Origin of the sequence: uncultured Shewanella sp., from assembly GCF_947497935.1 — a bacterium.
Classification (GTDB): Bacteria; Pseudomonadota; Gammaproteobacteria; order Enterobacterales; family Shewanellaceae; genus Shewanella.
Genome location: NZ_CANMIO010000005.1, coordinates 1 through 18,838, shown reverse-complemented (window position 1 = coordinate 18,838; position 18,838 = coordinate 1). Strand labels below are relative to the sequence as shown.

Annotated in this window: 18 protein-coding genes and 1 pseudogene; 4 read left to right on the top strand and 15 right to left on the bottom strand. The window is 39.1% G+C overall.

Going from position 1 to position 18,838, the window contains the following annotated elements; translation table 11 throughout:
• Window positions 1-5 precede the first annotated feature (5 nt).
• The 13 genes from Q1A86_RS07120 to Q1A86_RS07060 form a co-directional block, all read right to left on the bottom strand.
• Window positions 6-1,334: a CpaF family protein gene (locus tag Q1A86_RS07120; RefSeq protein ID WP_367277890.1), complete on the bottom strand. Its 1,329-nt coding sequence runs from the start codon at window positions 1,332-1,334 to the stop codon at window positions 6-8.
• 1 nt (window position 1,335) lies between these two features.
• Complete coding sequence (locus Q1A86_RS07115) at window positions 1,336-2,562, bottom strand: pilus assembly protein CpaE (RefSeq protein ID WP_299804716.1); 1,227 nt, start codon at window positions 2,560-2,562, stop codon at window positions 1,336-1,338.
• 93 nt (window positions 2,563-2,655) lie between these two features.
• Window positions 2,656-3,111 (bottom strand): TadE/TadG family type IV pilus assembly protein, encoded by a 456-nt coding sequence (locus Q1A86_RS07110; protein WP_299804714.1) that lies wholly within the window; start codon window positions 3,109-3,111, stop codon window positions 2,656-2,658.
• The gene (locus tag Q1A86_RS07105; RefSeq protein ID WP_299804711.1) at window positions 3,108-3,599 is read right to left on the bottom strand and encodes a TadE family protein; all 492 of its coding nucleotides are present in this window, start codon (window positions 3,597-3,599) and stop codon (window positions 3,108-3,110) included. The genes Q1A86_RS07110 and Q1A86_RS07105 overlap by 4 nt, the downstream gene beginning before the upstream one ends.
• 10 nt (window positions 3,600-3,609) lie before the next feature.
• Window positions 3,610-4,947 (bottom strand): Tad domain-containing protein, encoded by a 1,338-nt coding sequence (locus Q1A86_RS07100; protein ID WP_299804708.1) that lies wholly within the window; start codon window positions 4,945-4,947, stop codon window positions 3,610-3,612.
• Window positions 4,948-4,988: 41 nt separating this feature from the next.
• Window positions 4,989-5,306 carry a hypothetical protein gene (locus Q1A86_RS07095; protein ID WP_299804705.1) on the bottom strand — a complete coding sequence of 106 codons (318 nt, stop codon included), beginning with the start codon at window positions 5,304-5,306 and terminating at the stop codon, window positions 4,989-4,991.
• A gap of 17 nt (window positions 5,307-5,323) precedes the next feature.
• Entirely contained in the window at window positions 5,324-6,760 is a 1,437-nt protein-coding gene (locus tag Q1A86_RS07090; RefSeq protein ID WP_299804702.1) for a type II and III secretion system protein family protein, read from the bottom strand.
• A gap of 48 nt (window positions 6,761-6,808) precedes the next feature.
• The gene (gene cpaB, locus Q1A86_RS07085; RefSeq protein WP_299804699.1) at window positions 6,809-7,624 is read right to left on the bottom strand and encodes a Flp pilus assembly protein CpaB; all 816 of its coding nucleotides are present in this window, start codon (window positions 7,622-7,624) and stop codon (window positions 6,809-6,811) included.
• A gap of 26 nt (window positions 7,625-7,650) precedes the next feature.
• Entirely contained in the window at window positions 7,651-8,973 is a 1,323-nt protein-coding gene (locus tag Q1A86_RS07080) for an AAA family ATPase (RefSeq protein ID WP_299804696.1), read from the bottom strand.
• Window positions 8,974-8,983: 10 nt separating this feature from the next.
• Window positions 8,984-9,550, bottom strand: a complete 567-nt coding sequence (locus tag Q1A86_RS07075) for a prepilin peptidase (protein ID WP_299804693.1) — start codon at window positions 9,548-9,550, stop codon at window positions 8,984-8,986.
• 76 nt (window positions 9,551-9,626) lie between these two features.
• Window positions 9,627-9,833, bottom strand: coding sequence for a Flp family type IVb pilin (locus Q1A86_RS07070; protein ID WP_299805316.1), 207 nt, complete (start codon window positions 9,831-9,833; stop codon window positions 9,627-9,629).
• 557 nt (window positions 9,834-10,390) lie between these two features.
• Window positions 10,391-10,792: a helix-turn-helix domain-containing protein gene (locus Q1A86_RS07065; RefSeq protein WP_299804691.1), complete on the bottom strand. Its 402-nt coding sequence runs from the start codon at window positions 10,790-10,792 to the stop codon at window positions 10,391-10,393.
• Window positions 10,793-10,801: 9 nt separating this feature from the next.
• The gene (locus tag Q1A86_RS07060) at window positions 10,802-12,100 is read right to left on the bottom strand and encodes a L,D-transpeptidase family protein (protein ID WP_299804688.1); all 1,299 of its coding nucleotides are present in this window, start codon (window positions 12,098-12,100) and stop codon (window positions 10,802-10,804) included.
• A gap of 306 nt (window positions 12,101-12,406) precedes the next feature.
• On the opposite strand from Q1A86_RS07060, the gene Q1A86_RS07055 reads away from it, so the two are divergent.
• Window positions 12,407-12,676, top strand: coding sequence for a hypothetical protein (locus Q1A86_RS07055; RefSeq protein WP_299804685.1), 270 nt, complete (start codon window positions 12,407-12,409; stop codon window positions 12,674-12,676).
• A complete protein-coding gene (locus Q1A86_RS07050; protein ID WP_299804682.1) occupies window positions 12,673-14,748 on the top strand; it encodes a sulfatase-like hydrolase/transferase in 2,076 nt (691 codons plus the stop codon). Before Q1A86_RS07055 ends, Q1A86_RS07050 begins: the two co-directional genes overlap by 4 nt.
• Window positions 14,749-14,917: 169 nt before the next feature.
• On the opposite strand, the gene Q1A86_RS07045 is transcribed toward Q1A86_RS07050, so the two are convergent.
• Together Q1A86_RS07045 and Q1A86_RS07040 are read right to left on the bottom strand one after the other, a co-directional pair.
• Entirely contained in the window at window positions 14,918-16,135 is a 1,218-nt protein-coding gene (locus Q1A86_RS07045) for an RsmB/NOP family class I SAM-dependent RNA methyltransferase (RefSeq protein WP_299804679.1), read from the bottom strand.
• A 357-nt stretch (window positions 16,136-16,492) separates the two neighbouring features.
• The gene (locus Q1A86_RS07040) at window positions 16,493-17,011 is read right to left on the bottom strand and encodes a malate synthase (RefSeq protein WP_299804676.1); all 519 of its coding nucleotides are present in this window, start codon (window positions 17,009-17,011) and stop codon (window positions 16,493-16,495) included.
• 149 nt (window positions 17,012-17,160) lie between these two features.
• Between Q1A86_RS07040 and Q1A86_RS07035 the strand changes: the two genes are divergently transcribed.
• Complete coding sequence (locus tag Q1A86_RS07035; protein ID WP_299804674.1) at window positions 17,161-18,696, top strand: DUF3612 domain-containing protein; 1,536 nt, start codon at window positions 17,161-17,163, stop codon at window positions 18,694-18,696.
• 51 nt (window positions 18,697-18,747) lie between these two features.
• Window positions 18,748-18,838, top strand: a pseudogene (locus tag Q1A86_RS21195) (DUF3612 domain-containing protein); the annotation flags it as partial.

The following is an 18,838-nucleotide window of genomic DNA, read 5'->3' as shown; positions in this document are numbered from 1 at the left end:
GCTCCCTAAAATTCGGCAAATGGATCGCCACAATTGAATAGATGGTATGGAAGCTCGATACCATGTTGTTTTAGCTTTGCATGGAAACTTGGAATGACTCCCGTTGCCTCAAATTCTCCAATAATCATTCCTTCTTCATCTATCCCCTTTCTCGTAAAGCGGAAGATTTCAGACATGGTTATTATATCGCCTTCCATGCCATTGATTTCTTGGATACTCGTGAGTCTTCTTCGTCCGTCTTCCTGCCGTTCCAACTGAACAACCATGTCGATAGCGGAAGCAATCTGAGTTCGAATATTACTTACTGGCATATCAAAACCTGCCATACAGACCATATATTCGAGTCGACCAAGGGCATCTCTAGGGCTGTTAGCATGTAAAGTTGTTAAAGACCCTTCATGACCAGTGTTCATTGCCGTTAGCATATCTAACGCTTCACCACCACGTACCTCACCAATCACTATTCGATCGGGTCTCATTCTTAAGCAGTTCTTTACGAGATCTCGTTGAGAGACTTCCCCTTTACCTTCAATATTCTGTGGACGAGTTTCTAGCCTAACTGTATGCGGTTGTTGCAGTTGTAGTTCCGCGGAATCCTCAATAGTAACGATACGTTCATCACTTGGAATAAACCCTGAGAGCATATTCAGTAGAGTCGTTTTACCACTACCCGTACCGCCCGAGACTAAAATATTTAACTTCCCCTTTACTCCCCCTTTAAGCAGCTCAATCATCGCCTCGGTTACCGAACCTATTTCAATAAGCTGTGCAGCATTTAGCTTATCTACCGCGAACCGACGAATAGAAAGAGAAGGACCATCTAAAGCGAGAGGAGGGATAATTGCATTAACACGCGAACCATCAGCAAGCCTTGCGTCAACCATAGGCGACGATTCATCTATTCGTCGGCCTACACTAGAAACGATTCTATCAATGATATTCAAAAGGTGAGCATTACTGTGGAACTTGATATTAACAGCTTCGAGTTTGCCCCTTCGCTCGACGTAAACTCTGTCATAGGAGTTTACGAGAATATCTGATATTGACGGGTCGGCTAACAGGGTTTCTAGAGGGCCAAGCCCTAACACTTCATCAATAATCAGCCCTACAAGACGTTTTCTTGTAGAGAGATTTATTGGCAGATTCAATCCATTTAAAATTTGTTCACAAATTTCACTAATCTGAATTTGTGCTTGATCTTTCGATACAGTCTCAATAAGAGAAAGATCCATCATACTCAAAAGTTTATCGTATAGGGTAACCTTAATATCCTGCTCATCCTGAGTTAATGGCTGGAAATCTTGAATTCGATTACTTTCTTGTCTAATTTCCATATTAGTTTCCTAAAAGTCGCTTCCAAAAACTTTTGCTTTCTGTATTTTGTTGATCATTAATTGGCAAAAATCGTTCCGCTAAAGACCGTACATCGGTAACTAACCGGTGTTTTTTTGCGACTTGAGTGATAGGCTTACCCAGATCAACACTCTCGTTTGATAACTTATAATCATTAACGACTGTGCTAATACTAGATATTCCAATTGCTTCTTCAATATCTGATAACTTTATATTTGAATTTTTGTTATACCTATTTACGATCAAACTTATCTGGCTCTTATTAACCCCCATCCTTTTGGTTAATTGATTTATCAAGTCCTTGGTTTGACGTAAGTGCATTATATTTTGTTGAGTAACAACTAAAATTGTCGCATTCAATAGCAATTCACAATTCCAATCTTCAGGTCCTCTAGAAAAGTCTAATATGACCTGCTTATAATACTGGCGATATTTCCAAATCAGCTCTTTAACCCTACTAAAGTCAACACTTCGTTCTAGAGTCAGAAGTTCAAAAGGCTTAGCAGCAAGTAGGCTTAAGTTGCCCTTCTTAGTCATGGTGCTTTTTAACGCAATCTCATCTAGATCTTCCATAGTTTCAATGACATCGCAAATTGAATATTTTGCGTCATAGCCAAGTATGTGCGATAAAGTGCCATGATGAAGGTCCATATCTAGGAGTGCAATATCGCTCCCTTCTCTTTGCGAAACAACATCAGCTAAACTGGCAGATATAAAGCTTGCTCCTGAACCTGCCTTACCATTTATCACTGCTACCACAGGAGCTAAATCAGCATTCTTTACGAGTCGGTCAGACACTTTCTCTAAAGATGTAAAAAGTTCATGTATAGGTGATGATGAAGGTATAAAATCACTTACATCATATTGAAAGGCCAATCGCAAAATATTCTGTGGCGTATTAAAGCCGATTAAAATAATGTCGCAATCAAAATTTGCCGCAAAAGCTAACGCATTTTTAGCCTCCATTTCATCTGAGGGCAAAACCAATAAAACAAGATTAAACTTATTTTTATCATTAGTTAATTGCCGATCCTCAAAAGATGACAATTGCCAATTTAGATTGTCAAACTGGTTCAAACTTTCTGTAAGCCAAGCAAGAGCCTGACTACCATTGCTTGCCACTACTGCTTGCACAGGAAAAGGTAAACAATAAGAAACAGGTAATTCTTGGTTAATATTCGAGACACATAGCTCTAGCGGTTTATCCATTACGCACCTTACTTCCTTTTCCAATGCAGCTATATTTACTATAGACAACAATCCATAAGGTAGTTGATTATTTACCTATTGATTGAAAAAGAATCAGCTACAATCGGATGTTCCGCCCTTGAAAACCCCCAAGCTCTCTCTAGGTAAAGTTGCAGAAAAGGTGGGAGAATTAAGGGTCTGTGTAAGCCCTGGAACTAAAAATTGATGTTGATAATTGATGATTTCAGCTCTAATTAAGCGAATATCACTGCCATAAACTAAATCTGTAGCATTACTTCCATCTAATTGTAGGTAAGTTATAGACAAGTTATTATTAGTTAGGTTAGGGACTAAATTAGCCCCGTTAAAGAGTGCTTTTGCGCGAATATCCGTGCTAACTTGGCAGACCACAGCAATTCTAGCCGCACGGCGGGCAGCTTCATGTAAAACATTGTAGGTATACAACAGCCTGCCAACTTCTATAGAAGAAAATAAGAAAAGGAAGAACACACTCGCTACAATCGAAAACTCGACAGCATAGACTCCTCTTGTCCTGCTAATGTTCTTCATATTGCCCTCACAGCGTAAGTCGAATTCAAGTTAAAACTTAGGTCAATACCATCCCCTAGTCCGAAGCCTGATAACTGGTCAAAGAAAATCGGGCTCCAGTCGTAGTCGACAGAAATCACCATTATTCCGCTTCCGAGCGGAGATTCTTCGATTGTTATTACTGCAGTGTCAATCTCATTTAGTAATAATGGTGATACGGAGTTAGCACCATGCTTTAAAATCATTTTCGTCTCAGTAATGCAATTATTGCAATTCGCATCCAATACCTTACCAGTTGAATCTGCAGGTACTCCATTTCCTGTCGTTATAACGCTCTGAGATAGATGCCTCGCTGCGTCTCTTATCATTCTAGTCAATTGGCTATATTGATACAGCCCTCGCCCGAACTCAGCTGTTGCGAAGATAATTAGCAAAAAAAAGGGCACAAGCAAGGTAAACTCAATAGTTGCAAGACCTTTTTGTTTTTGAAAACCAGATAATCTAAACATTATTCTCTCCTCACGAATCTGGACTATCAGGATCCCAGTAAAGAACAATCGTAGAACTATCCCCTACATAATTAGGATCGAGTGAAGATTGACCTGAATTAGAACAGTTTTTTAAAAACTCACCCACAATATAAGAGTCCTGACCACTGGTACCCATTTTTTGTGTCAAAAAGAAACATCCAGTACCTAAAATGTCAACAGGGTAAGTACCATTGGCATTAGGATCACAAACTCCGATAACTACCGACATCTCTCGACGTAAAGGCTTTGCATAAGGATCTGAAGTGGTCACGCAACTTGGAGGGATAGCTGCACGATTATCAGTATCATAATCTGACCACCGATAAGCAGTTGCTTTAGAGTCAGGATCGATCGCTGTTTCCATTAGCGCGCTACCATCATCATTGTATAAGAGATTACCATCACTATCCTGAGCATGGACCTCAATGACAGAGACTGGAGTCGCTTCACATATGTTGATATCTCTAGGATTATCTACATTGTTAGTCCCCATCCCCCCCCAATCACCAAACATAGTATTGAACCCATGTTTTATACCAACTGAATTACCCGGTTTAGTGTCAATTTCATCCCCTGGACCTATACACTGATCAGGAGAGAAGTTTCCTGATAATGCATCAGCGATTGCCTTAGAGCCATTATCGCCATCTAAATTAATCAATTGAAAATTACCTGTACCATTTGCGCTAGGCTGGTTTGCACCTATTTTCATCAGATATAAATCTTGAGTTAATCCGAAGTTTTCATCTGCAGATGAATTTTCGTCTCCACAAACTAATAAAGGCGCGATTCTATTCACACATAATAAGTCCTGACTTCGGCCTGCAACTGCCGAAGCTCTAATATTTTTATCAAAATTGAGGATATCCGCTAGGAAATTTGACAGGTTTACATTCTCAACCCTGACTCGAACATACTCACTGCCCTCAGCAAGTATGGGATTGAAGGGATCAGGTAATTCGGAAAACTCCACATGCAATCGACTTGTTACTTGTGTGCTATTAAAGTCAGGACTAGATAATGAAACTGAATTATCTAGTTCACCATTTTCTGAAAATCCCAGATTTTGAAGTAATATCGTGTAGGCGGCTTCCCTAGCTTCAAACAATGTCGCTCCTTGTTGTAGCTCTTTTGCCGCATTTAATGCTGCTGCATCGACTGCATTTTGTAATCGTCCCTTACTTAGCAACATATGGCCACCGTCTAACGCTAAAGCAGCGAAAGCGAGTATTGAAAATAGTCCTATTGTAAACATGACTAATATAGCACCAGATTGATATTGCCTTGCTACAAGCTTTTGATTTCCACATTTAATTACTTTGGACATCATAACCTCTATTTCTGATTACTATGCACTATGCACAAGTGTTAATTACTACTACCTGAGCTGCTTCCAGAGCTGCTTCCAGAACTATTCGCTCTAATAGAACCCATAGTTTTTGAAACTTCGGGTTTAACACTACTCTCACGATAAGACTTCATTACAGCTTCGCCGTAAGTACCATCAAGACTCAGAATAATACCGTCATTACGTTCTGCAGCTTCAGGATCTAATATTTGAACCTGTTTAATTTGATAATGACTTTCTCCCATAGGAAAGTCGTTAACTGTTGTACATCCACTTAAACAAACAATAAAAAATGCAGTAAAACAATTAGTAATTGAAACGTTGGTGTCATTTCTCATAAGTCTTACTCCTAAGTTTAAAGTGAATGACCGTATTTTTGTTGGGTTCCCGTATCATCTAATTGCGAATCTGATTCTGCGGGCTCATAAGGAGTGTCACTAGAATCATCAGATGCTTCTTTGTGAGACAGCTTGCCTAACAAGTAAAACTCAACATCCGACGGCAGAACAAAACCATCTGTAGGCAAGGAGATATCTTTTCGATTGAAAGCTCTGACGAGTCTTGGGGTGACTAAGATAACCAGCTCACTTTGGCCACTTTGAAAGCTTTTACTGGTAAATAGCTGTCCTAGTACTGGTACATCTCCAAGACCGGGTAACTTATCGATATTTTCTCTTAAGGTGTCACTTATCAAACCACTGATAGCGATCGTTTGCCCATCAGCCAGTTCAACTGTTGTTGCAGTGCTTCTTTTTACCAGCGACGGTACGACTAATGAAGTCGACGTATTACCTGATATTGAAAAACCATTTGCGGTACTAATTTCGCTAACGACAACATTGAGATTAAGATTTATTTGTCCTGAATCTAGGACAGTCGGTACAAACTTCACACCAACACCATAATCTCTGTATTCAATGGTTGTATTGCCATTTTCTCCGGGCACTGGAATTGGAAATTCTCCACCTGATAGAAACTCTGCTGACTGTCCACTCATAGCGGTCACATTTGGCTCAGCTAATACTTTTGCTAATCCATTTTGTTTCGCGATATCGAGTGCAAAGTTCATCATTAAATCACCGTTAATATACTGTGCAAATAGTCCTTTTCCGTCTATGCCACCGATACTTCCAGGATCAAAGCCCCCGCCTCCTCCAACAAGACCACCAGATAAATTTGAACCTTGATTAAAGATAAAAAACTTAGAGTCAAATTGCCTTGCGACATTTCTTTGTACCTCAGCAACCACGACTTCTAACATGACTTGATGATCACCACCAATTGTCATCATATTAAGCACTTTACTGGGTGCTTGGCCTCCAGCAGCAGCCTCGGCATAGCCTTGTGCTAACTCAACAGCTGTGTTCATTTTTTGTAAGTTTGAAGCTTGGCCGCTTAATAACAACTGGCCTTGAGAGGTCTGCACACCTAACTTCTCGGAAGGAAGGAACTGAAATAGTCTCGTTTTTAATCCATTTAAATCATGAGTAACTTCAATATCCATGATTCTTGCAAGTTGCTCATTCTTATCCCAGATCATCACATTCGTACTGCCTAATTGTTTTCCTAAAATATATAGTTCGTCATTAGGCAGTAATTTTATATCTGCGATACTAGGATTCCCCACAGACACTCTATGGACAGGTCCCTTTAGCATCAAAACTCTGGATTTAAAAATGGGGATCAATTGGACATTATTTCTAGCTCCTGCAGTTGGTCCCCCAGCATAAGCTGTTGATAGCTGTAATATTGCCAATAAACAAATAATTGAACAGTTGCGAAGGAATGACATGTTATTCTCCTTAAAACATGAATCTATTTGGTCGAAACCAATAAATGATTAGTTGTCGACTTTTATCTCTTGCTCACTCATGCCTTTAAGCAAAAAAACCTTATGTTTTTTAGTTTCTGATACTCTGGCAAACTGTCCGGCTTCAACGGGTTGAGAAGGTACTTCATTATCAATTTTTTCTGTTTTATTCGCTTTTTCAATATCAGCTAATTCTATAATCGCCGTGTCATTGGGGTTTCTTAAAGCTAGTTGCAAAGAGCCTCTACTTTTAGCAATCATCAATGTCTCTGCCTGCTCTAAACTTAACTCTAATGTTACCGCTCGTACTAAGACTGGTTTATTTTCATCATTCGATGCTTTTTGGTCGATAGCTAAAATTTTCACATTTGAAAGAACAATGTCCGTTTTTAAACCACTACTGGTAAATATATTAATAATATCCACCCTGTTTCCGGGTAGAAGAAAACCAGCCACACCAACGACATCGTTAACTCTAATCGTGACTGCACGCATTGTCGGAGTAATTAAACTTGCTAGTGTGCTGCCCTCTCCTTTAGGAGTTAACCGCTCTTTGCGTAATACCTCCCCCTGATAAAGTCGATGCTTTACAACTTTGCCTTCAGCCTCGGTAATATCAGTAATTGCCCCTTCCGGAATTAAATTGTCAGCCACTGGGGTTAAGGCTAGATGCTTTCTCTCTATTATCGTTCCCAAAGGCACCTCTGTTACCATAGTAATGACATTGGAAGTCATTCCTACTGTTTCTGTTTTAGTATTTGTTTTCAGCCAATTCTGCGCAAGATAAACGGCAGTAACTCCAAATACTAATGACAAAATGACAAATAAGACGGTTTTATTATTCATCTGTCGCTCCTAAAAATGTAAACAATTTATACAAAATATATCGACCAGGAAGAATCAACCAAGGACGGCGTAACAACTGGTTCAAACTCCATAAAGCTAATTTGGTCTGACATAATCCCTAATAAATCCCTTGGGTAACATGGTATTAACGGTTTGTTATATCTCTTGTGATACTCAACTAATAAATACTGAAATACTTCTTCAGTACAACTTAAGCCTAAATCTTCGCAAACTTGAAACCATATTTTTCTATATAGTTCTTCATCTAAAGCATCGAAATGAATTTTGTACCCTAGACGCCTTAAAAAGGCTTCATCTACAAGTTCCTTTGGATCAAGGTTAGTAGAAAATAATAGGATCAGCTCAAAAGGGATCTCAAAATGTTCACCAGACTGCAGACTTAAAAAGTCTCTTCGCTCTTCCATAGGAATAATCCAGCGATTGAAAAGTTGTTTAGCACTAATCTTTTGTCTACCTAAATCATCTAATAATAAAATCCCGTTATTCGCTTTTAACTGCAGCGGTGCCATATAAGTACGACTGTGGCTGTCGAACTGAACCTCTAGCATTTCAGCCGTCAATTCACCGCCTGTTATACGTAGTGGTCTTTCACATTTAAGCCACCTGGGATCATGTCCTTCAGACAGATTAAGGCTATTGCCTTTATCTTGCTCCTCAACTTTATGATGTAATTCGGGGTCGTAAACTTGAATGACTTCATTGCCTATCGCTAGGGCATAAGGAATTAATACGCTATCACCTAACGTCAGGTTCAAATGACGGCATAAGTAACTTTTTCCAGTACCAGGAGGACCATAAATAAGTACTGGCCGACTAGAGTTCATTGCAGGGCCGATTTTAAAGAGTAAATCTTTTGGTAAAACAAGCGCTGACAACCCTTTTTCTAACATTTCAAAAGTTATTGCCTTTGACCTACTAGATTGTTTTTTACAAATATCTGAATACTGCTTCAATGGAACTGGCGCCAGACCAAGATACCCATTTCTGGACAAGGCCTGCTTTGCATGAATTTCACCTCCTGCACTCAAAGCATAGCGCATTTGGCCATCAGAAGTGGTCTGCCTGTTTTCAACCCAAGCTAAGGATTTTGCAGTATCCAACAATTGCTGAATGATACCACCTGTTACACCAATTAAATTTACAAGCTGCTCTCTAGTTAGCACACCCGCCGACAAAAGGTGCTTGGTAACGAGATCAAGCAGTAAAGATTCAGATACCCCAGTTTCTTTAATTGTTTTGGGACGTGGAGCTAACTGAGGGTCCATTTGCAGAGCAGAAGAATTTGAAATAGTAGATTCAGTAACCAGCTCTTCTCTAGGTATATTCATGGCACGTGTCCTACGATAATAAAGAGTGACTAATTGAGGTATACAAGTGTGTAACATCTTGATTTAGAGAACATGCCCATAACCAACCTATTGCTAAGGCTGGAGCATAGGGCACTCTTTGGCCAGCAGCCTCTCCTTCTTCGGGCTTAAAATACGTTCTTAAATAAAAGCAATCCCAATATCTCTTTAATGTCTTAAAACACCCAGAAAACCCAGACCGCCATATGATAAGTAGTGCACTGGTTATTGCGCCAGCGACAATGCCGTAGAGAATGCTCCAAATAAGTAAATTGGGTCCCATTAAAGCGCCTATCCCCATCATAAGCTTTATGTCTCCAGCGCCCAGTATTTTGAATATAAAAGTTGGAAATAAGATAATAAATGCGAGGCTAAAACCGATAAAAGAGAGCATTAATCCATTTAATTGAGCAAAATAACTATTTATTAGGAATCCGCAGAAAATAGCGATTAAACACAGCCAGTTTGGTATTTTTTCCTTTGTTAAATCAATGGCAATCGCTATAGTAAAAAAAGTCCCAGCGGTGATGACTTGAAATAACAATTGATTGTCGGCCATATTAGTCCCTTAGTTTTAAAACATAAGATTACCCACAATAGAGTGAGTAATCTTTAATCCCTTATCTGTTATGGCTTTAAGGGGTAGTAGTTGTCGTACAATCAGCTGAGTTACCATTAACAGCCGAAGCCAAACAGTCAATTTTATCCGTTGCGTTTGTACCTAAGGTATTAAATGCTGCAATCATGCCCCCAACAACTAAACCTCCCGCGATCGCATACTCAACAGCTGTTAAGCCACTTTCGTCCTCAACAAACTCTTTTAATAAAACTTTGATATCCATAAATTTATCCACCTTTTCGTCCTATATAAAAATGAGCTACAACTAGTTCGGCTAAAGAATGAGCTACAACTAGTTAGGCTACAAACGCAAAATTTAGTTTATTGCTTAAGTAACGCTGTTATTAAAAGTAGCAAACGCCTATTTAACTCTCCATGTGGAATAATTCATTGGTCTACTTTGTAGTTATCGAGCCTTTTTCAATTAGACTCTAAACTGTAAGTATGACTCTTGCTAAAATCCAATTAATATCGTTTAAGGCCCAATAGCTAGCCTAATCATGAAACTTTTAAGCTGGAGTTATTCTTTGGGGTTAGACAATTCTAGATTGCTAGTATACGAATCTTTAAAATTGCTATTTAAGCAGGAGTAAAAACATTACAAAATCAGACCACATTATTATTCGATAAAAATTCAGCATAAAAACGTTACAATAGAAAAACCAACGAGTTTACTAGGTTAATAGTCAAAAACTCAGACTATTTAATGATTAAAGACCGCTCTAGCATCAAAGCATGATTCATGTGTCAACTTTACGTAGTAAGACAGTTAGAACAGTATTAAAATCGATCTATTAATTTATACACGCTGGATATCTCATATTTAACGCCAAACTGTTTCTCTATGTACAGTTGAACATCTCCACCAGTCAACTTGACTTTTTCTCCGTGATGACGCTTATTTTTAATATAGTTCTTTAGCTGTACAAGCTGATCTTGATTAAGTGTACTGGGCCTTCCACGATGGGGCTTATCTTTTAACCCCTCTAAGCCACTTGATAGATAGAGGCTTATCCATCTATTTACGCTGGTACGACTAACTTTGAGAAAGTCTGCAATTTGGTAACGAGACTTCCCATCTTGAAAGTGCAATACAGCTAACAACTTAAGTTTCATTCTCGCATTTTTCTCTTTACGAATAAGTTTAGCTAACATGATGTTATCGTGGCAAAAACTGTCCATTGTATACTCCTAACTATCTCTTATCTGTAAGCGACCATTTTTATCGATCCAAACGCTTTGATATACGATGTTGATTGGAAGCCGACTCGTCAATCTAAAATGAATTGTTTTGCTATTTTTAAGTGCTTTTTGAAACAGAAGCTGAGTTTCTAAAGACTCTTTGCTTATTAAGTATTTAGCGAAGAGTTCTGGTTCAGAGAGTCTAATACAGCCGTGACTAAGGGCTCTATTAACACGTTTAAACAAATTCTTGTTTGGAGTGTCATGAAGAAAAATTGCACCTGTGTTGGGAATTGTAAACCGAAACTTTCCTAAGGCATTTTTATCCCCTGGTCGCTGAACTAGCACACTATTCTTTAGCTTGGTCTTTAAACGGTCCGCATCCATACCTGCAAGATTAGGATCCTCGAGCCCACTTTCGTAACTCTTTAATACAAAGTCATTATTTTTAAGATAGTTAGGCTGTTTCTCAACCTGTTGGAGTATATCCTGATAAATGATACTTGCCGGTGGTGTCCAAGTTGGATTAATTGTAATGCTACTTACAACCGTGCTTAATTCTGGCGTTTTGCTTGTAGGTTTTCCCACAATGACTGGCATATTCAACTGCTCTACACCGTTTTTACTAATCCGTAATGTATAATCGATAAGGTTAACCGAAACATATTCTGTCGCTTCATCAAACCTTTTTAAGCTTGATTTTAAAGCCTTCTGTAGTTGCGTTACTCTGACCTTAGGTTCAGTATTAATGGATGACAGCGTCAGAGTTCCTAGTTTACCGTTTACAGAGAGCCCATGTCTTTTTTGAAAACGTTTTAGACCAGCTTCAACACTAGGATCATAAATACTCTCTCGGTAGGCAGAAAGAGTATGAGGCTCCATATCTCCTAGTTTGACTAAGATCCACCTGAGCTTGGCAACCTCTTTAACTCTTAATCCTAACCTTAGTTTAATCGGCGTAATCATAGGCCACTGATAACGCTCTAACGACTTGTAGTACTTAATTTCTTTTCTATAAATTTCTATATCCTTTCGCTCAGCTAACTTAAGATACTGTTCAGCAGATAATGAATAACTATTTTTTTTTATTGAAAAAATGTTTTTGTTTAATAACTTAACTAAATTCGTATCATTAATTAGTTCACTAGAATTCTCTATTGCACCTAGGTCAACAGCAAATGTCTTCAATAGTAGATTTGGGTTATCAGCAAACTGGTGCTGTTCGTCACCCCCGTATGCAACAGCGGAAAACCAAATGATTAGAATACTAATAAAGAGGCGGTACAAAAAATTCTTTTCTTTTTTCACCAATTCAGTTCCTATCTAACACAATGTATACATCATCAATAAAACGAAAATTGAATAAAGATTAAGACTAACTAAAACCCAATAATAGGCTTCGTAAAAATCATCATTTCATAGGTTTAGTACAAAAAACGTCTATTTGGCAAGGTCTTAAACTAATTTTTTTGTCAATGCTTTAGTGAGTAATGCATGCATTTACTTGGAAAAAACATTTATTTTATATTCAGCTTTTTCCTAAAGCTCTTCTATAATCAATGTGATCATTTCTTAATTCTACCTCTAAATGTTTTAAAACATTAGGAAACACCTATGAAAAGAGTTTGGCTAGAGCTGAATGCAACAACTGCACTATTAATGACTGGTGTGACTCTTTTACTCTTGTTAAACGCTAATGCCATGCATACCGATTACCTGATGACGAAAGAGTTAAGAACGACTAATCCATCAGGTTCGAGCTTAGCTGAGCGTTACTTGATTCTTGGGAGTTGGCCTGCATCGAAAGATCATGACTTTGTATCTTCAGATTTTTATTATCCAATCAATAACAATAAAGCTGCGTCACAACAGGAGCAAAGATGATTGAAAGTACAGAGTCACATAAAGCTAGTATAAGTTTGGTCAGAGTATATTTCAGAACCCTTGGTATTTTGTTTTTATTTACTCTCTTGTTAATTAACTTTAAATCTTCGCTTCAAGCTTATTCAGTAATGTCTCTAGCCACAACAATGAATAGCTTAGACAGTAATTTTTTGTCTGCACATGGGCTAATCTACGACGTTTTATTTTTTTTCGGTTTCCTGTTGCTGATACATATTATTTGGTCAGGAGTTATTACGATTTCGACTGTAGAGCCTTGGTTCAAACTTAGGGATAAAACGCAGGAAGATCTTTATTGGTTATTGCTTATCGGTCTCAATATTACTTGTTTAATTGCTATAAATTCCTATTTTTACCCAACTTCTTTAGTTTCATATTTCAGACACACACCGCTTACTGAACCACAAATTTGGGGAGGGTTATCATTTTTTTTGATCTTAACCTTTTATCGTGGCTTATTGACTTTAGCTTCGAAAACAATAGTAAGTACGATCTCGCTGTTAGCAATGGTTTTACTCATCTCCCCTTTCGTCTCAACCAATCTGACATTCAGTCAAAGCTCTAAAGTACCAAATATCATTATTTTAGGAATAGACGGTCTTAGACCTGATCATTTAGAGTACTTAGGAGCAGACCCACAAATTGCTCCAAATTTGAATCGCTTACTCAACAAGATGGCAATATACAAAAATGCTTATACTCCTCAGGGCAGAACTTACGTTGCGTGGATGAGCCTTCTCACAGGTCAGTACCCTGTTAATAATGGAGTTAGGTTTAATTTAGCTCCTCCAGAAATGGTTAATAAAACACTACCAGCGATTGAGATATTAAAAACGAGAGGGTATCACACTACTTATGCTATAGATGAGCGTCGTTTTAACCAAATAGACTCGAGTTATGGTTTTGATAACACTGTCGGGCCAAAAGCTGGTGCAGCTGATGCTTTCATTTCAGGCTTAGGCGATCTACCTTACTTAAACATTATGCTAATGCACCCCTACTCAAGCAAAGTCCTCCCGTATTTATATAATAATAGAGCCTACGGAAAAGCATATTCGCCAAAAACGTTTAATAAAACAATCATTGACAGTTTACCGTCTAAAACACCTCACTTTCTTGCAGTGCACTATTGTCAGTTACATTGGCCATATACGTCTAAAGACTTCATACCAAAGCCATTAGACAGCTGGGACGGAAATTATAATCACTACATGTATAAACAAATGCTTCTCAGTGTAGATAACCAAGTTGAAGATCTATTTATTCGCTTAAAACTAAGAGGTATGCTCAATAATGCAATTGTGTATATCATTTCTGATCACGGAGAAAGTTTTAAGTTAAGTAGTCACCAAGCCATTAGCACTGAGACCTCTAATCCAATACCCAAAACTAAATCATGGGGGCACGGCACTAATATTTTGGATCAACAACAAACTCAGATCGTGTTGGCTCGAGCTGAATTCAAAAATGGTGAAATCATTACACCAGAAAATGTCATACATGGACTTTATTCCCTTGTCGATATAGTTCCAACAATATTAAGCTCGTTAAACATTTCAACCGAATCCGTTCTAGACCTTAAAGACACAAAATTTGATGGCGAGGTTCTTCCTCGCTCTGCAGATGGAGTGACTCTCAAGAGGTATGTTTTCGTTGAGTCTTCCGTCCCTGTAAAATCCATAAATAAAAGCTTTATCGATAAAAAAGATGTTATGTCAGAGACCGCTTCAAACTACGAAGTAAGAGATGATGGAAAAGCCTACATGCGGGTGCAAAACTACATTGAGCTCATAGCTAAGAAACAGCGAGCAATCTACTTTCAAAAGTGGCAATTGAGCTTACTACCTGATTACGACTCTCCTGTGCTTTTAAATACTGAAACAAAGAAAATTTATGCCGTAGATGACTATGATGGTGATTTTGATTGGCGGGCGATGCTTAATGAATTATGTATTCAATACAAGGGGGATCCAGGGTTTGATCCAAGCTCTTTTTGTAAGGGGATAGATTTAAGTTTTAACTCATTAGATAAGCTTGCAGGCAGTAAACACTAAAAAATCAGCTTAATTTTTAGTAGCAATTAATGACAATACACTGTTTACAAAACATATTCCGATTACAAGCAAGACAAATAACGCCAGTAAAAGCCTATTTGATGTCTGAATAATGATGACAAAAAGAGCACCTTAAGTGCTCTTTTATACAATCAGTTCTAGCAACTGATTAAGCTTCTGATACACGCTCAAGCTTTGCCAGATAGAAACCGTCAAAACCTGTTTCTGCTGGACTTATTGTTTCATCTTCGATGAACCTGAAGTGCTTGTTTTCAGATAAGAATGCGTCGACTTGATCGCGGTTTTCTTCCGGCATAATCGAGCATGTAGCGTAAACCAATATGCCACCCACTTTCACCATGCGGCTATAACTTTGCAAAATATGCTTTTGAAGCTCCACCAGTACTGGTAATCGCTCAGGGGTATCACGCCATTTTGCATCAGGATTACGTTTAAGTACGCCTAAACCTGAGCATGGGACGTCTAATAGCACTCTGTCAGCGGTCAACTTCAAACGTTTAATGGTTTTACTACTGGCGATAATTCGAGTTTCAACGTTGTGAGCACCTGCACGGCGTGCACGCTGTTTTAGGTTATCCAGTTTCCACTGCTCAACATCCATCGCAAGTAAGCGGCCTTTGCCCTGCATTTGCGCTGAAATAGATAAGGTTTTACCTCCAGCACCGGCGCACGCGTCTACCACTCTCATTCCAGGTTTAGCATCTAGCGCCAATGCAACCAGTTGTGAACCCGCATCCTGTTGCTCAAACCAACCTTTCTTGAACGCTTCAGTTCTAAATAAGGCAGAATCAGATACCACCTCTAAGGCTGTATCAACACCTTCAACTGTAACGGTTTGTACACCCTCTTTACGAAGTGCATTTGCAAGTTCTTCTCGGGTACACTTGAGGATGTTAGTACGCAAAAAACGTTTAGCAGGCTTATTAAGTGCGGCTCTTTCTGCAGGCCACTTGTCTCCCATCTGCTTCTGGCCCATCTCATTTAACCAGTCTGGGCAACCATCCCAAAGTACAGGTTGAGCTTTTGCAGACTCGATACGAGTTGCTAACACTTTAGGGTCGATTTGCAACGAGTACTGCATTTTCGGCAAAGGGAGTTCATTAAATAGGTGCCACGCATTTAGTAAACGTGTGCCTAAGCGGGCCATCTCATCTGGTTTCACATCTGATAAGTAACAGTAAAGGTTCAATCTTCTAAGTATATCGCCTACAACAAAGGTAATACGCCCCTGCTCAGTCGGCTCTAGCTTTAAGCCGGAAAAATGCTGCGAATAAGCACGGTCAAGTGGCTTACCCTCTGATAAAACAAGGTCGAGAATACTGATCACAAGTTCATTTGAGCTGGGAGATAGCGAAGATTTTAACATTAAAAGTTACCGTAAATAGAAAACGCTGCGATCATAGGAGCAAAGCTTGCAATACGCAAGCTAACTGCTCCAAATCCGATAATAAAAGCGGTAACTTAAGTGGCAAATACACTCGCTGTAGCGTATCCGTTAAGATAAGGTCTCTTTCTCCACAATATGGAAAACTAAAATCTTAAAGGGAGTTAAACTTGCTTAGCATGTTAGCCAGATTGAAAGCTTACTCTTAAACAGGTACTGATGAATTTACGAGATAGAGAATGTCTGAAATATTAATCCCTAAGCAGTTTCAGTTAATTCTTCAAATAACTGGCAATCTAACGAAAAGATACCGCTATTATCTAGCGGCATCTCTATGATTTAACTTTTTAGTTGATAGTCACTGCCATCTTTTGCTGTAAATACTTGATCTTGCATAGAGGATGCTACCACCGTATTTTCTATGTTAATCAAACTGATCCAATACTCATGCCCTTCCAACTGAATATCCTGTATGTTGGCAAGATCTCGGCTGGTATTAGCCTTACTCCTATCGAAGGTTAACTCCACATGAGTGCCTCTGTCCTTCAACAGAATCGCTGTTGGTTCACTTTTATGACCGTTTAATGCAACAAACTGCTTAGGCTGGCGTAAACCTGTTTGGGTACCGTCTGCCATAAATACCAAAAGTTGCTGATAGTAGATCACATAGCTACAGGCATTTTTATGAGAACCTTTAGCGAGTGGAAACTTAGCATCTAGAAAATCTTTCGCACTTAAGGCCGCTATGTCATTACTTGCCACTTCGACAAGTTTCACATCAACAAGCTCTGCACCAATATAATGACTGTTATTACTATTTACTTGAGTACTATCATTAGTCGTTGTTGATATATCCATGGCCTTACCCTCATACTTTTGAAACTTAGCTCGTTATCAGTTTGAATCACAATCAGTGCGTAATCCGTTTTCTGATTGCTTGATTTGTAGTCTAGTGTAATTTTCATTACAATTTCACAATAAAAATTTTACATTGTGAATTTTACAGAATGAAAAACAATCAGAGCTTGATCAGAAAGTCACATTTTCTAGGCACAAAGATCCGAAACTTGCGCAAGAGAAACCACCTAACAATGGAAGATCTCTCAGCTAGGTGCGTACGCGTAGATCCTGAGTCTGCTCCCTCGGTGTCCTATTTATCGATGATTGAACGGGGTAAAAGAGTACCAAGTTCTGGAATGTTGGCAGTCATTGCCGCCGTATTTCAAAAAGAGATGGACTGGTTCCTAGATGATGTGCCAGAAGATGATGCTATTACGCCAAATAAGGGACGCCGTGGTGGGATAAGTGGTATGGCCTTAGAGCCAAGTTTTCTGTTTTCTAACGATATTTTACAAATTGCGATTCCAGAAATGTTGTCGCAAACAGGTACTACAGGCAGAGAATTTGCCCACTTATTAATTCGTGCTCATCAGGAACATCATCAGAACCACTTTCCAGATCTTGAACGTGCCGCCGAGGAAGTGGGTCAAAAACGATTACCGCTAGGGATTAACGATCTCAAAGATATCGCTAAGTCATTAGGGTTAAAACTAAAATGGGTCGATAGAACGCCCCAAGAAGTCGTCGATGAAATGGGAGTCAGTACCACTCATGTAGTGACATCATTTTTCGAACCGGCTTCAACCATCTATTTAAACAAGATGCTTAAATCTTATCCAACTAGGCTTAAGTACGACTTAGCTGTGCATATTGGCCATTGTGTCCTACACAATAAAGACGGTCTAAAATGCGTCTTGACTGCCGGAAGAAGACATACTGCTGCCGATGATGAGATCAGCGCTCCTGTTTCATCGACACTGAATTCACAAGATATTTTACATGCTTGGCGAGATTTTGAATCCAGCTTTTTTGCCGGTGCTCTGCTCTGCCCTAAGGTGCCCTTCAGGCAACTTCTAGACCGTCACGGATATGAAATCAATGTAAATGAAACTCTGGGGATCTCCGCATCGGTAGCAATGCGTCGCATGACGGTAGTTTCACCTTACCCGCACTGGCATTACTTCGATGCCTATGCACCTGGTAAGCTTAAGGCAGTTTACCGAGGAAACGGTATTCCACTACCGTGGGGAAATATGCGAGTTGTTGAAGATCCTTGCCAACATTGGGCCGTATTTCGAATGATTAACGAGCCAAAGGTAGGCACTTCTGCGCAAATCTCAATTTTAGATGTCGCTGAAAAGCCGAGGATTTATTGCTGTGAATCGATAAAAGTTGAGGATATGGCGGGTAATAACCACGTACTATGTGCTGGAATCGATCTTAACCCGGCTATTGATGCCCAAGGTGGCGATGCTGCAGCCATTGCTGCAGAGTTAAAGCAATCTTGCGCAACTAACAGTGGCTCTGTTGAGATGTCGAATAGTATTAAGAAAGATTTAATGAGTGTAGCTAAAATCCTCAATATCAACTGGATTGAAAGAGGAATTGAAAATGAAGCTCGCCTAATTTGTGCTCGAGGTGCAGTTTGCCCAAGGCAACCTAGTTGTTATCAAGCGGGAAAATCTCAGTGTAGTGGGAGCTAGAGACGATTGCAGCGGCGTTAAAGCAATCTTTCGCAACTAAATAATAGCTCGGTAGAGATGCCAAGTAGTATTAAGAAAGATTTAATGAGTGTAGCTAAAATCCTCAATATCAACTGGATTGAAAGAGGAATTGAAAATGAAG